We start from the raw sequence: 14748 nt of genomic DNA, 5'->3' as shown, positions 1-14748 counted from the left end.
GAAACGGTTCAATTAATTTGGACTTGTTTCTTTTTCTAATTTAGCTAGGTATTCTATAGCTTCTTCTCTACTATTACCACACATGTCCTTACAAGGTTTTAAGCTACCACATACCCTAGGCCTTCTCTTATCTCCAAATATTTTGCACATATTATTTTCATCTAGTTGCACACATCTTACTCCTGCTGGTTTTCCCTTAATCATCCCTGGTATAGTCGAAGTTATAGAAGGTGCTATACAACAAGCTCCACATTTTGGTCTACACTTCATAGTGTTTCCTCCTCATAAATATATTTATCTAAAATAACTTGAATTTAAATATAGCAAATACTATATTTAAATTCAATAATCTCTAATTACTAAATTCCTCTATACATCTTTTAATACCTTCTTCTGTATTTGAAAACTTAATTCCATAATCTCTTAACTTTTTATTGGAAATTCTTAAATCTCTCTTTTTTTCTTTGAACTTTTCACTATCTCTAATTATGATTTCACCTGCTCTATGCTCTAAGTTCATGTGCTTAAGTATCTTTAGTGCAGTATCATAAGTAGATAATTCATTCTCACTGCCTGTGTTATAGGTACCATAAGGAATCTCTAAAATTTTATTAAAGTTTTTAACAACCTCATACACATAGGTCATCCCTCTAAACTCACCATCTGGCATCTTCATGGCGCTATTATTTATTAAGGCATTTAACGTATTATAAATTATATTATGATTTATTTTTTTATTTCTTTCTGGAAAGGAAAACATCCATGTTAACCTTAAATTATAATATTTATCAAGGAATTTAATAATCTCCTCCTCTCCTTTTAGTTTATTATGTCCATAGACAGTATTAGGCATGGGCATAATATTTTCACTATAAGGTCCCTCTTCTATATTTCCATTAAATATTTGTTCACTACTTGTAAATATTAAAGTACTATTCTTCAAAGCACATCCTTTTGCCATATTAATTGTAGCATCTACATTTATCTGTTGTGCTAAGTTAGGAAATTTCTCGCATTTTTGAGTATCAGCAATTGCAGCAGTATGTAAAACAAAATCTATATTTTCTCTTTTAAAAAGTTCTATTACCTCCTTTTCATTTGTAATATCAAAATTCTTTCTATTTAACAATATAAATTCATAATTATCCTTATAGTACTCAATAAGCCTTGAAGCAAAAAATCCCTCACTACCCGTTACTAACATCTTCTCCATAAAACACCTCAACTATTTATTTTATTTATACACCTAAGTTCCAATAAAATTCCTACTGGACAAAGTGTATTTATTTTTCAAATTACAGTATTATTTATCCTAGTATCATTTTATCACTTACTCTGTTATACTTGTTATTATTATTAAAGCATCTGAAAGAAAATCACTAATTATTATTTAGTGTATTTTAATTTATTATTTTCTTTTGGATATTAAAGAACATGAAAGAGGTGTTTTACATAAATACTAATTATAAAAATATAGAAAACATATACCAAATTAAAGACAATGTTGTTTTAATTACAATGCAAAAAAAGAATGGCTCAGAGGTTATTGCTAAAATAGATGCTGATGATTTAGAGAGAATTAAAGCTATGGGAACTTGGTTTGTTGAATGGCATAAAGATTTTAACAACTACATAGCTCAAAATATAAGTTCAACAAAAACCAATAAAAAATCTAAACCACTAAAGCAAACTCTTCAAAGTGTAATCTTAAATATTAATCCTAAAGCTCCAATTAGACATATAAATGGAGATACCTTAGATAATAGGAAATGTAATTTAGAAATAGTTGAAAGAAACACTATAAATGATCATGAAGAAATAGATGAAAACACTATTGGTATAATCCTAAAAGATAAATATGGGAAAGCTCAAGCCAAGGCTTTAATTTCTAAAGAAGACTTACATAGTGTTATCACTGCTGAATACAACTGGGTAGTATATAAGAAATATGATGATATCTTCGTTGTCGCTAATACGCCTAATGGAAGAATTTATTTAGATGAGCTTCTTATGACTCCTAGTGATAATGAAAATGTCCATCACATTAATCTTAATCCTTTAGATAATAGAAGAGCTAACTTGGAATTACAAGAATTTTAATAATAAAATTTTCTAAAAAAGGATCTATCTAAAAGCATGTTGACTTAGATAGAGCCTTTTAATAAATAAATCATTTCTTTAATAACAATCTAAAACAATTTAATCCACCAAGTAATGTAGAGTAAATTGCATTATTAGGTTTATCTAAAATTACCTCTCCTGCAAATTTAAAGCCTACTTCTGTTATAAATCCTAATAATTGCTGTAGATTTGCTGTAGGAATATCTACAGTTAATATTAGCAATCCATCCTTTTGTAATACTCTATAAAATTCCTTTAATGTGCTCTCTATAGCTTCTAGTGGTAAATGCTCTATAACTGAAATGCAAAATACTTTAGTAAACATTTCATTATCATAAGGTAATTTTGTTAAATCAGCTTTTTTAAAATCAATTCTATCTATATATTTTTTTGCTAGAACTACATCTTCTCTACTAAAATAGTGTGCTACCCTTGACAGTATCTTATTATTATCTGTGATGTCTTCATCAATATCACAGGCCCAAGCCTTTTCGCATACACTGGCTAGATAAAATTTGAAAGGATGAGGAGCACCGCAAGCAGCATCTAAACATCTATCTTCTTTTTTCACAAATTTCATGGCCCAAGGATATTCAAATAGCCTACTCCACCAATCCATAGGAAATTTTAATGTGCAATTGTTAGTGTTAATATCTGTAGTAATTATATATCTTGAAGTATAATCGTCATCGTAAAACAGGTCATATTTGTAAGCTTTTTTATCCCTTACACATTGATTATATAAATCTAAAAAAGATAATTTCCCCGTAATTCTATATAGCTCTTTAAACCCGTAAGCTCCATATTGAGCATTTAATCCATTAACATTCTGGTTAAAATCTATATTTATATTATCAACTTTATCCCTTTGCCCTACCCCCTTATGATATACACAAGTTTTAAAACTAATTTTAGGGCTCCATTTATGCCTTGTTCCAATATAATAATTATATCCAAGAATTATGCTATCATCTTCATAACCCTGTTTTCCTGTTAAAAACCCTACATCATATGGATTTATGTTTTTTAATATTTCTACCTTGTGAATTATAGGATGGGCAAATCCTTCTATAACTATATCTTCACAACAGCTATTAAGCATATTTACTCGCTCTAATAAACTGCTTGGAAAATCTACTCCTATTTCATTATCAATGAATCTATATTTTCCGCACGCCTCTTGAATTAAGATTCTTGGGGATATTATAGGTTCATCACTATTCTCTAAATATTCTATTAGAGGCTTATCCCAATTAGGAGTAAAAATCATGTCTAAATGTATCTCTGCAATATACTTAGCTTCCCTATATTTATCAAATATATATTGTAGCATTCTATACCTAGCCTTAGGAATTCCCTCATTTACTCCACTTCCTATTATGTCACAGCTAATATTAGAATAGTTATTTAATAAATTTTCAATTTCCTTATTAGTTAATATCCCTTGATTGTATATTATTAATTTTATAGATCCACAATCCTTTAGACTCTCAAAGCACTCCTTAGCCATGTTCATTTCATAGTTAAAATGCTCTTTACTATCATTAATAAAAAATGGCAACATATAAATCAAATCCATTTTCCTTCTCCTAGTCATATTTATTATAGTTATTACTTATATTATTATGCTATTCACCACCATTAATATAGTTCATTTTTTATTCTAGTCATAAAAAAGAAATACCCTTTATACAGATATTTCTTTATCAGATTCTCTATAATTCTATTTAATGCCACTAGTGCCACTGAACATTTCATATCTCTTGCAATATTACTAGCCTCTTCTCAATAAACAGAATCTCTCCCTCTAAATTCAGAATGTCTAAAATTTCTCTTTAACTATTTCCTCAATTTTTGCCATTCTATTATCTACTAATTTTATATTATTTTTTATATACCATTTATAAGTTTTCTCTAAACCCTCTCTTAAAGAAGTGTTAGGTATATATAATCCATCTCTTTTTAGAGCTTCTATATCTAGTATATAAGTCACATCTCTAAATGGGAAATATGTTCTCACCTCATATTTATTACTATCCACTTCTTTTATCATAGGTTTTTCTTTAATCACTAATCCACAAGTTTCTATAAAATCTTTCCATGAGATTATATCAGGATTCGTAATATTATATATCCCTGAATTATTTTTACTATGCATAGCACTTTCAAAGGTTTTTATTAGATCTTCTATATAAATAAACTGGGTTCTTATATTCTTACCATATGGCATTGGTACAACTTTTTTATCTTTAATTCTCTCAAAAAAATATCCCTCTCTATATAGATTGTTCTCCTCTCCATATATGTAAGTAGGTCTAAAAATAGTATAATTTATTCCGCTACATATTATATAATCCTCTGCTGATTTTTTATCTATCCCATATTGGCCCCAGTGAATATTCTCCCCTCTTTCATAGCTTTCGGTTACAGCAACCTCAGATGGTTTGTATACAGCACCACTGGAGCAAAATATATACTTATGTAAGCTGTCAATGGCTACAGAATCTAAAAGTATTTCCACATCTTCCTTAGAATAAGCTGTTATATCGAAGATAAATTCATATTGTTCATTTTTTAGATGCTTTTTCAAATCTTCTCTATTTTTTCTATCACATACTATATGCTGATTATATCCGCTATATGTAATCTCCTTTATTCCCCTTGTCAGCAAATCTACAGTATATCCTCTTTGAATTAAATATTGAGCTAAGGAACTACTTACGAAAGTACTTCCTCCCATAACTAAAATTTTCCCCATAATACCCTCCTTAGTCTATGATGTTATACTAATCTATACCACAATAATTTTATTTAAAGCATTTGAAGAAAATAACTAGTCAAATAGACAGTAGCTTAACTAGTTATTTTTTTGAAGATTCCTAACTTATAGTTTTAGAAATCAGTCATACATAAAGGCTTGCTATCACTTGAAAAAAGTTCATTTAAAGTATTTAAATACTCTTTGTTATATAATTGTGCTCTTCCATATTTATAAAGAGATTTTAAGTCAACTGCACAAGTAATTAATGATGAAAAATCAGCAATATCTAAAGTTAGCTGAACTTCATAATTGTAATTTTTCACCATGGAGGCTACACCATTATTAAAGTGAACTACGTAGCTGCCATGATTTTCAGGTATAAAGGTGTCTATTATATTTAACTTCAATTTACAATTTATATTATTAAAGTTATGCTCCTTTAAGTCTATAAAAAGTTTAGTAACATCTATAACTCTATACATTATACCGGTTCCTTGAGTACTGCACTCGTGATATACAGATGTTAAGATTCTATCCGAGTTATTTCTTGGGTCATTTAATGCAAATCTAAAATTTTCATCCTGGGTATTTATTATTACATATCTTATTTGATCATTTTGTGTATATAAAAATGTCATAAGCTGCAAGAAAACTTCATAATTTTCAAACAATAATGAAGATACAAAAATATCATTTATCACAAAAGATCCAGTTTCTCCTTTTTGAAAGTAAAAAATTAAATATCCTAAAATCCTTTCTCCTGCTTTATATGCTATAACCTTATTTGATTCTCTATTAAGTATAGATTCAAACTCTTTCGGAACTTTTTTAATAAGTCCATTAGTTTTATCCCCCATACTATTGTAGAATCTACACATTTCTTCACTATCACTACAATTTAAAAATACAATATTTTTTTTAGAATTTCCTTTCGGAAGATCAGAAGGCTTGATTTTAAATTGATTAATACTTGTACCAAATCCAAAACCCATTTTTTTGTAAAAATCTGGTCGAAATGGATACAATAAGCCCATGGAAGCTCCTCTTGCTCTGTAATGATAAATAAAAAATTTTATAATCTCCAATGCTACTTTTTCCTTTTTATGAAGCAAATCTACAGCGACAGCCCCAATCCCCCCAGCAAAAACTTTCTTCTGAAGTAAATTCATTTGGAAATCATGCAACCTCATTCCACCTAAGAGTTCTTTATCCTTAAATAAGCAATAAAAGTTTATAAAGTCATAGGAATTTTGAATATTTATACCCTCTGCATATTTTTCTGGGGTTAGAGGAACCCCTGGGTAAGCATTAAGACATATTCTAGCTAAATCAAGACTTTGACTACTTTCCAATTTTACTATGGAATACATATGAAACCTCCTAGTATAATATAATTAATAGATCTTTTTTTTTAGATCCTATATTATAAATCCTCATCTATAAAAATTTCTTTTATTCTTTCAAACAAATCAACATTTTCATCAAATTCCAAAGATTTCATTAGATTTATTTGTTCTTCTAAGTAACTTATAAAATTAAAATTGTTTTTAAAATTATTTGTTACTTGAATAATTGGATACATTGGCATGCTTATAAAATCATTAACCATTGAATCTTCTATGATTCCTTTATCTACCATAACCATTATACATTTATTTAATTCTTCATAATTACAATTCTCAGGATTTAAACCACAATCAAGAATAATTCTTATAATATCCCACCTACCATCTTCTTTTAAGTATATATCTTCATTTTCCTCAAGAGACAATGAATTAAGTATTGCTACAAAATTTTGTGCTTTTTTGTATTGGCTTCTAATACTATGAACTTCATTATCAAGTAATTTATTAAAATCCAATTCATCTTCACCCTTTTTTTCCTTTGTAGTACCTATATATTTATATGGAATATACTTTTTATTCTTTGAAATAATTTCCACATTTAACATAATTATCATCACCTGATATAATTATCGTCACTACAAAGAAAAGCTTAATATCTCCTACATTAACTATAATTAGTTTGAGAATTTTCTTTTAAATTTTAAAAATCAATATATTAGAGAAAGTCCTCATAGACATTATATGAAGACTTTCTCTAATATATATTTTTTATTGTAATTCTGCTTCTAGCATAGTTAAAAGCTCATCGAATCTATTAATAGTATCTTCTAGTGGCTTAGGAGTGGTCATATCTACTCCCGCCCTTTTTAGAATCTCTATTGGATAATCACTACCCCCAGCCTTTAAGAATCCTTTGTACTTCTCTACAGCTTCTGCTCCCTCATTTAAAATCTTTTGATAGAAAGAGTTTGCAGCAGCAAAACCAGTTACATATTGATATACATAAAAATCTCTATAGAAGTGCGGAATTCTAGCCCATTCAATATCTATTTCACTATCAACTGTCATAGAACTTCCAAAATATTTTACATTTAAATCATGATATATACTAGATAAATCATCACTGGATAGTGCTTCCCCCTGCTCCATTTTTTCATGAACAATTAATTCAAACTCTGCAAACATGGTTTGTCTAAACACTGTAGTTCTTATACCTTCTAGTTGTTGATTTATCAAATATAATCTTTTTGTTTTATCTGTTTCATTTTTAATTAAATAATCCATCAGTAAACATTCATTAGTAGTGGATGCAACTTCTGCACAGAATAATACATAATCTGCATAAATATATGGTTGATGCTTTTTTGAATAATAGGAATGAATACTGTGACCCATTTCATGAATTAGGGTAGATACATCATTTACAAGATTCTTGTAATTTAATAAAATATATGGCATAGAAGTATAGCTACCACTAGAATATGCTCCTCCTCGTTTTCCTTTGTTTTCATACACATCTATCCATCCACTTTCAACTCCCTTATTGAAGATAGATATATACTCCTCTCCCATTGGTTTTAGAGCCTTTTCACATAATTTCAATCCTTCTTCATATGGAATATTAAATTTTGGGGCTTCTATAATTGGCACATATAAATCATACATATGAATTTCATTTAAGCCCAATAGTTTCTTTTTTAATTCTACATATCTATGAAGTGAATCTATTCTGTTATTTATAGTACTAACTACATTATGATACACTTCCACTGGTATTTTGTCTGGCTTCAGTGAACTTTCAAGGCATGAATTATATTTTCTAATTTTAGCATCAAAAATAAAGTTTTTCACAGAGGCAGTATAAGAGGTTGAAATCGTATTTTCAAACTTCTTATAGGTTCCAAATAATGCTTTAAAAGCATTCTCTCTAACAGTTCTATCCTTGTTCGTTATAAACAATCCGTAGTTTGAATCTGTAAGTTCTACTTTATTGCCATTTTCATCTTCAATCATTGGAAATGTCATATCTGCATTGGCTAGCATTTTATATATGTTACTAGGAGCACTTAAACAATCACTTACAGTAGCTAAAATCTTCTCTTCCTCTTCACTTAAAATATGAGGTTTTTCCTCAAGAATATTTCTAATGTAAATCTCATAATGCTTTAAACCACTAACATTAGCTATTAATTCCTCAACCTTTTTGCTATCCATAGATAATAATTCAGGCACAAAATAAGATGTAATTCCACTAAACTCTGCTCCAAATGTAGATATCTTCTCCATCATAACTTGATATTTTGAATTAGCTGTATTTTCATCACTTCTTAAATGAGCATATACAATTAAATCTTCATATAGGCTAGATATTTTTTCATAGTTTTCTAAGTATTCTAAAAGTTCCTGTCCATTATTAAGCTTTCCTTTAAATTTTAAAAGAACACTTACACTTTCTTTTAATTTCTTAAAGTCTCTTTCCCATATTTCATCAGAAGAATACATCTTCTCTACCTTCCATTTATACTTTTCTTCTACTTCTTCTCTAGTTTTTAATTTTTGTACATCTGACATTATTACACCTCCATAGTATATTACCTACCTTCACTACTATTAATATATAGTGAAATTCATCTATACAATTTATATTATTAAACCATTTTAAATTTAATTGGTTTAATATAAATTACTATTATTATAATCCAAGTTAAACAACTTTTGTAACTAAATACTAAATTTTCATTTAGAATATCTATAATATTTAGTAACTCTAACAGAAATGACCTCACATTTAAATGCAGGGTCATTTTTTTCTAAAATATAAGAACTCTCAATTCTAAGAAATTTAAATTTCTTAAATCTGTCCTATTTTGAAATATCTATTTCATTCCAAGCAATATACTAATTGGTTTTATTCTCTTACATACTTCATATGCACAAAAGGTCATTCCAAAAGATAATCCAATTATTAGTGGCATGGAAATCCAAGCTGGTAACATCAATGGCATAATATAAAAAGCTATTAAAAGAAGTATAGTTTGATGTAATATATATACAGGAAAGGATGCTTTGTTTAAATAGAATAATAATTTATGATCCTTATTTAAGTATCTTATACTATACCCTATTATTGTAATTCCCATTGTTATCAAGAGAATATTTTTTATAATAGTATCTAATATATATCCTAATTCTCCTTGAAGTATATTCCGGATAGCCAGTGAATAGCATGCCCCTAATATAATTATTATTATATTTGATATAAAGAAAGTTCTCCTATACTTTGAAATTTGTGTTAAGTAGTCCTTATCACTATAAGTTATATACCCCAAAATAAATAGCAATAAATTTGTTATCATTCCTTTTCCACCTACACTAGGAATAAACTCCATAGCCACTATGAGAAAAAACAACCAAAAAATTCCTTGCTTTCCTAAGAGTATAGGCTTAATTTTCTCAAGTATAAATTCTCCTACTGTTGTTTTAAGTCCTTTGATTATATATACGCCAGCTATTGAAATAATAAATAAAAAAACTATAAACCAAAGATGAGCTGGGCTAAACTTTCCATCAAACCCCATAAAATCACTTACACTGGTAAAAAATTGTGCTAAATGCTGAAAATAATTAATATGGGTTTCCCCTCTCCATAGTCTTGCTAGATATGTTTGTGGTGGAACTATAACTACTATTCCAAAAATGAATGGGATAAGCAGTCTCTTAATTCTCTCTTTTATATATTGCCCTCCACTTCTCCTTTGCAACGCAAAATAGGTAGAAGCTCCTGCTAAAAAAAATAGAAGTGGCATATACCACGAAAACGTAAATAAAATAAATAGGTTCGAAAACAAATTAGAATCTTCTGCCTTAATATAAAAATCTCCAAAATCTGCAAATATTACTGCTGTATGGTAAATAAATAGCATTAAAATAGCAATGTTCCTAATCCAATCAATTTCCCTTCTTCTCATTGGTTTCCCCCTAAAATATTAATGTTTTAAATTTTTCTATTTTATATTTTGTAATATGCATAATCATTATATCATATAAACATTCTCTTAAAACCATCCTTCTATAGTACAATAATGCTTTAAGTATAAATCTACAACTAAATTTAAGAAATCATTTCTTAATTTAATGAAAAAACTATTTAAAATACCTCTATTTCTTTTTCTATAGATACTATTTCTCCATCAGTGTTATCTTCAATAAAATTAACTAAGGCCTCATAGGTCGAGTCTAGAATCTCCTGGCTGGTACCAACTGCGACTATGCCTATAACTATGCTTTTATGGATGTCTTGGTCATCTACCTCACTTACAGAAACATTAAATTTGTTTTTAATTCTCTGCATTAGGCTTTTAATAACCATTCTTTTTTCCTTTAAAGAATTAACCCAGCTAGCCCTTAACCCCAACTTCATCATTAATATTCTCATATGTATTCACCTCTTTTAATATATAATAAACTTTTTGACTTTAGTATATTTATAACCCTTAACCTCTTTTATTATATCATTCTATTATCTAAGTTTTTTCTATGATGAAATCTGAATTCTCTTCAAAGGCTGCAATCAACTCTTACGTTCTCATTATGTCTATTATAGAGCCTCTTGCTTCTGTCTCTTTAATTCGATATGTCTTTTGTCCACCATCCTATATGGTTTTATATAGTTATTATGAAAATCTTCTTTTCTTTAAACCTATATATGTTAACTAAGAATATAGAATTCATATTAAAATTGCCATTTAGATTTCCCCAAATCCTTTTTAATTTTTACACTAAATTACTAATTGACATACAAATAAATTTATGATAAAATTGAAATTTTGCTATTAAATTTGTTTTGTGTTATACTTATATTATACAAAAATATGGAGGCGATTTATTTGTTCAATATTGGTGATAAAATTGTTTATCCTAGCCAAGGTGTAGGGATAATTAATGTAATCGAAGAAAAGATGTTTTCTGGAAAAATGCAAAATTATTATAAAATAAATCTATTAAATAATAATTTAAAAATAACCATACCCTCTAACCGTTTAGAAAATTCTCAAATAAGATTAATTAGTGATGTAACAACCTTAGATAATTTATTAAATAATATTGATGCTTTTAATAGTACACTAGAGGATTCCCTTAATAGCAATTGTAAGGAAAGAATGGTTACTAACACACTTAAATTTAAATCAGGTACCTTAATAGATTATGCTGAAGTAATCTATACCCTTACGGAGGTTAATAAGCGTAAACCTTTAACCTCAAGTGAAAAACAGATGTTAAAGGCTACAAAAAAGTTTTTAATTGAAGAAATAAGTTTAGCAAAAGACATAACTACTGTGGAGGCTACTAGTTTACTAGATAACTCTCTCTCCTAACCCATCATAGCTAGCAAAACAAATTATATTGGCAATTTGTTAATGCTTTCTTTTTAATCATTCATGATCATTACTTAATTATTAGTAAAACTTTACCCGCACAATATAAAATTTTCTACACTCTCTAATAGATTACCTTAACAAGTAATAAATTCCTTAAGTTTAAATTTAATACTATTTCCTTAATATATTAAACTTCCAAATTACTAATTGACACGTTTATTATTTTATGCTAAAATTGGAATTTTGCTAATTAATTCATTTTATGTTATACTTATATTATGATTAAATATGGAGGCGATTTATTTGTTTAATATCGGTGATAAAATTGTTTATCCTAGCCAAGGTGTAGGTATAATTGATTCAGTGGAGGAAAAGGAAATTCGAGGTAAAGTACAAAATTACTACAAGATAAACCTGTTAAATAACAACCTAGAAATAATGATTCCAATTAGCCGCTTAGAATCTTCTAATATAAGATTAATTAGTGATGGAACTATTTTAGATAATTTTCTAAATAGTATTAATGATTTTAGTAGTAGACTAGAAGATTTAAACAATAGTAATTGCAAAGAAAGAATGCATGCTAATAACCTTAAATTAAAATCCGGTAGCTTAACAGACTACGTTGAAGTAATCTGTAACCTTACAGAAGTTAATAGTCGTAAGCCTTTAAATTCAAATGAAAAACAAATGTTAAATAATACAAAAAAATTCTTAATTGATGAAATAAGCTTAATAAAAAACATAAGCACTATAGAAGCTACAAATCTATTAAATGACTCCATTTCTTCAATGTCTAGTATCTAGCTATTATTTATATACTAACTTTTTTAAATTCAATAAATAGCATATTTATTATTTGATGTAATCAAATATCTAGTAGAAATAATATTAACTAAAGATGTGTTGGAGAACCTCTCCATCATGTCCTGTTTTTATTTCTACAGAATATCTAAATTCCCATAACTTATATAAAACTATTTACTTCAACACATATTTTATGAGCTCTAAGAACACTAAACTAATCTTTTAGCAATACAATAAAAAAGCCTTAGATTTATCTTCTATAGAAAACCTAATGCTTTTAAATATTTAATATAGAATTAACTATTTAATCCTAGTTCCATTCTCATTCTGCTCTATTAATCCTTGTTTCATTAATCCTCCTAAAGCACGTTTAAAGGCATTTTTACTTGCATTAAACTGCTTTTTTATGTCATCTGCAGAACTTTTATCGTTAAATCTCATAGCTCCTTTATGACTTTTTAAGTAATTGTAAATTGTCTCTTGAAGCTCATCCCTTTCCTCCATACGTTTCTTTCTAGGACTTACCTCAGTCTTTCCATCTTCAAAATATCTTTTAACTCTAACATTTAATACGGATCCCATTGGTATATCATGAAAATACTCTTTAGTGAGTATTATTCCTCTATAAGCATTTTCAAGAGCTATCATTATGTTACCACTTTTATGTTTACCATAAACTATCCCCTCTATCTCTTCACCTATGAGATATGAGTTTGTGTTATTAAGATATCTATCTACCTTTGTAGAGGCTGCTATTCTATCAGTCTTATCCAAATATAAATAAAATAAGTAACTCTTACCCACTTCTAAATCATAAACCATCTCTTTAAAAGGTACAAGTACATCCCTTTCTAATCCGATGTTAACAAAAGCACCTATAGCTGACTTATCTACTACTTCTAAATAAGCAAGTTCTCCAACTTGAGCCTTTACTTCTTTCATTGTAGCAATAACTCTATCTTTTGAGTCTCTATATATGAATACATCTACAGTATCATCTATCTTAACCTCTCCTCTTATGCTTTTAGTAGGTATAAGTATATCATCAGCAGACCTTTCAGTTTTTCCATCAAGATAAAGTCCAAATTCGCAATCTCTAACTACCTTTAAGGCGTTCATTTTTCCTATTTCTATCATCTAAATTCTCCATTTCCTATAATTTATTCCAATCTATATATTGGTTAAGCTTTTCCACAAATTTTATTAAATATACTTCCTCAAGCTCTGTAAAAGTATTGAATTCATAGCTATCTATATCGAGGACACCATAAACTACCTCATCCTTTATAATAGGTATTACAATTTCTGAATTAGAGTCGCTATCACAGGCAATATGACCTGGAAATTCATGAACATTATCTATTCTTTGAACTTCTCTATCTCTAACAGCGGTACCACACACGCCATTTCCTACTTTTATTCTATTACAAGCTGGCTTTCCTTGGAAAGGTCCTAACACCAACTCTCCCTCTCTCATAAAGTAAAAACCACTCCAATTTAATTTATCTATAATAAAATAAATGATAGCAGAGGCATTAGATATATTGGCGTAGATATCCTTTTCTGAACTTAATTGTGCTTCTAGTGCCATAATCATATATTTATATTTTTGTTCTTTTGTCATATTTTTAACTGCATCTAATTTTATCAAAATATCAACCCCTCTTTTAATTCCCATTATTCGTAATCCATTCTCAATTAATTTTGGGTAATTATTTATGTATCTTTGCAAGCTCAACATAATGCTTTGCTGAATCTTTTATAGATTGTATCTCTTCCTCTGTCAGCTCTCTAATAACCTTAGCTGGACTTCCCATGCATAATACTCCTGAAGGAATTTTTTTATTTTGAGTTACAAGGCTTCCTGCACCTATAATAGTATTTTCGCCAATTTTTGCTCCATTTAGCACTATGGAACCCATACCCACCAACACATTATTTCCAAGGGTACATCCATGTATTACACAGTTGTGACCAATAGTTACATTATCTCCAATTGTAGTGGAAATTCCAAAGTCATTATGTACTGTACTATTCTCTTGTATGTTAGTATTTTCTCCAATAGTGGTTATGTCCATGTCACTTCTAATAACTACTCCATACCATATATTTGTATTTATCCCTATAGTAACTTCTCCTACTACTGTAGCATTCTCTGCCACAAAGCAATCTTCATGGATAATAGGAGATTTACCATTTATAGTTTTAATCATTACTGTCACCTTACCTTACATTTTATTTCATTATATTTTAATTAACTTTTAATCCCTTTTCTAATTTTAATTCTTTTTATTTATATAATAACATAATGAATAAATATTTGGTTACAAAAATT

The 14748-nt window shown here is 28.3% G+C and carries 15 protein-coding genes; 3 read left to right on the top strand and 12 right to left on the bottom strand.

Annotated features, from left to right (window positions below):
- Positions 1-12: 12 nt before the first annotated feature.
- On the bottom strand, positions 13-270 hold the full coding sequence (locus ACI48Q_RS04230; protein WP_474917798.1) for a YkgJ family cysteine cluster protein: 258 nt from the start codon (positions 268-270) through the stop codon (positions 13-15).
- Positions 271-352: 82 nt separating this feature from the next.
- Positions 353-1213 (bottom strand): SDR family oxidoreductase, encoded by an 861-nt coding sequence (locus ACI48Q_RS04225; RefSeq protein ID WP_474917797.1) that lies wholly within the window; start codon positions 1211-1213, stop codon positions 353-355.
- 221 nt (positions 1214-1434) lie between these two features.
- Here ACI48Q_RS04225 and ACI48Q_RS04220 point away from each other — a divergent pair, with 221 nt between their 5' ends.
- Positions 1435-2100, top strand: coding sequence for a hypothetical protein (locus ACI48Q_RS04220; protein WP_474917796.1), 666 nt, complete (start codon positions 1435-1437; stop codon positions 2098-2100).
- 70 nt (positions 2101-2170) lie between these two features.
- On the opposite strand, the gene ACI48Q_RS04215 is transcribed toward ACI48Q_RS04220, so the two are convergent.
- The 7 genes from ACI48Q_RS04215 to ACI48Q_RS04185 form a co-directional block, all read right to left on the bottom strand.
- Entirely contained in the window at positions 2171-3700 is a 1530-nt protein-coding gene (locus ACI48Q_RS04215; RefSeq protein WP_474917795.1) for a class I SAM-dependent methyltransferase, read from the bottom strand.
- A 243-nt stretch (positions 3701-3943) separates the two neighbouring features.
- On the bottom strand, positions 3944-4879 hold the full coding sequence (locus ACI48Q_RS04210) for an NAD-dependent epimerase/dehydratase family protein (protein WP_474917794.1): 936 nt from the start codon (positions 4877-4879) through the stop codon (positions 3944-3946).
- A gap of 134 nt (positions 4880-5013) precedes the next feature.
- Positions 5014-6252, bottom strand: a complete 1239-nt coding sequence (locus ACI48Q_RS04205; RefSeq protein ID WP_474917793.1) for a GNAT family N-acetyltransferase — start codon at positions 6250-6252, stop codon at positions 5014-5016.
- A gap of 53 nt (positions 6253-6305) precedes the next feature.
- Positions 6306-6833, bottom strand: a complete 528-nt coding sequence (locus ACI48Q_RS04200) for a hypothetical protein (protein WP_474917792.1) — start codon at positions 6831-6833, stop codon at positions 6306-6308.
- A gap of 163 nt (positions 6834-6996) precedes the next feature.
- Positions 6997-8799 carry an oligoendopeptidase F gene (pepF, locus tag ACI48Q_RS04195; RefSeq protein WP_474917791.1) on the bottom strand — a complete coding sequence of 601 codons (1803 nt, stop codon included), beginning with the start codon at positions 8797-8799 and terminating at the stop codon, positions 6997-6999.
- A 305-nt stretch (positions 8800-9104) separates the two neighbouring features.
- Entirely contained in the window at positions 9105-10196 is a 1092-nt protein-coding gene (locus ACI48Q_RS04190) for an acyltransferase family protein (protein WP_474917790.1), read from the bottom strand.
- 179 nt (positions 10197-10375) lie between these two features.
- Positions 10376-10663 (bottom strand): DUF503 domain-containing protein, encoded by a 288-nt coding sequence (locus ACI48Q_RS04185; protein ID WP_474917789.1) that lies wholly within the window; start codon positions 10661-10663, stop codon positions 10376-10378.
- A gap of 451 nt (positions 10664-11114) precedes the next feature.
- On the opposite strand from ACI48Q_RS04185, the gene ACI48Q_RS04180 reads away from it, so the two are divergent.
- Both ACI48Q_RS04180 and ACI48Q_RS04175 read left to right on the top strand, forming a co-directional pair.
- Positions 11115-11603 carry a CarD family transcriptional regulator gene (locus ACI48Q_RS04180; RefSeq protein WP_474917788.1) on the top strand — a complete coding sequence of 163 codons (489 nt, stop codon included), beginning with the start codon at positions 11115-11117 and terminating at the stop codon, positions 11601-11603.
- Positions 11604-11909: 306 nt separating this feature from the next.
- On the top strand, positions 11910-12413 hold the full coding sequence (locus ACI48Q_RS04175; protein ID WP_474917787.1) for a CarD family transcriptional regulator: 504 nt from the start codon (positions 11910-11912) through the stop codon (positions 12411-12413).
- Positions 12414-12713: 300 nt separating this feature from the next.
- Here the strand turns inward: ACI48Q_RS04175 and ACI48Q_RS04170 are convergent, their stop codons facing one another.
- From ACI48Q_RS04170 to ACI48Q_RS04160, 3 genes are all read right to left on the bottom strand, one after another.
- The gene (locus ACI48Q_RS04170) at positions 12714-13550 is read right to left on the bottom strand and encodes a CvfB family protein (RefSeq protein WP_474917786.1); all 837 of its coding nucleotides are present in this window, start codon (positions 13548-13550) and stop codon (positions 12714-12716) included.
- 16 nt (positions 13551-13566) lie between these two features.
- On the bottom strand, positions 13567-14064 hold the full coding sequence (locus tag ACI48Q_RS04165; protein ID WP_474917785.1) for a GAF domain-containing protein: 498 nt from the start codon (positions 14062-14064) through the stop codon (positions 13567-13569).
- Between the two features lie 61 nt (positions 14065-14125).
- Positions 14126-14626: a gamma carbonic anhydrase family protein gene (locus ACI48Q_RS04160; protein WP_474917784.1), complete on the bottom strand. Its 501-nt coding sequence runs from the start codon at positions 14624-14626 to the stop codon at positions 14126-14128.
- Between the last annotated feature and the right edge of the window lie 122 nt (positions 14627-14748).

The organism is Clostridium sp. LXY-7, from assembly GCF_056172015.1.
This window is presented reverse-complemented; position numbering and strand designations above follow the sequence as displayed.

Excerpts from the sequence above, each read along its gene's own strand:
- ACI48Q_RS04230 (WP_474917798.1), bottom strand. The coding sequence starts at position 270 with ATGAAGTGTAGACCAAAATGTGGAGCTTGTTGTATAGCACCTTCTATA.
- ACI48Q_RS04225 (WP_474917797.1), bottom strand. The coding sequence starts at position 1,213 with ATGGAGAAGATGTTAGTAACGGGTAGTGAGGGATTTTTTGCTTCAAGG.
- ACI48Q_RS04220 (WP_474917796.1), top strand. The coding sequence starts at position 1,435 with ATGAAAGAGGTGTTTTACATAAATACTAATTATAAAAATATAGAAAAC.
- ACI48Q_RS04215 (WP_474917795.1), bottom strand. The coding sequence starts at position 3,700 with ATGGATTTGATTTATATGTTGCCATTTTTTATTAATGATAGTAAAGAG.
- ACI48Q_RS04210 (WP_474917794.1), bottom strand. The coding sequence starts at position 4,879 with ATGGGGAAAATTTTAGTTATGGGAGGAAGTACTTTCGTAAGTAGTTCC.
- ACI48Q_RS04205 (WP_474917793.1), bottom strand. The coding sequence starts at position 6,252 with ATGTATTCCATAGTAAAATTGGAAAGTAGTCAAAGTCTTGATTTAGCT.
- ACI48Q_RS04200 (WP_474917792.1), bottom strand. The coding sequence starts at position 6,833 with ATGTTAAATGTGGAAATTATTTCAAAGAATAAAAAGTATATTCCATAT.
- pepF (WP_474917791.1), bottom strand. The coding sequence starts at position 8,799 with ATGTCAGATGTACAAAAATTAAAAACTAGAGAAGAAGTAGAAGAAAAG.
- ACI48Q_RS04190 (WP_474917790.1), bottom strand. The coding sequence starts at position 10,196 with ATGAGAAGAAGGGAAATTGATTGGATTAGGAACATTGCTATTTTAATG.
- ACI48Q_RS04185 (WP_474917789.1), bottom strand. The coding sequence starts at position 10,663 with ATGAGAATATTAATGATGAAGTTGGGGTTAAGGGCTAGCTGGGTTAAT.
- ACI48Q_RS04170 (WP_474917786.1), bottom strand. The coding sequence starts at position 13,550 with ATGATAGAAATAGGAAAAATGAACGCCTTAAAGGTAGTTAGAGATTGC.
- ACI48Q_RS04160 (WP_474917784.1), bottom strand. The coding sequence starts at position 14,626 with ATGATTAAAACTATAAATGGTAAATCTCCTATTATCCATGAAGATTGC.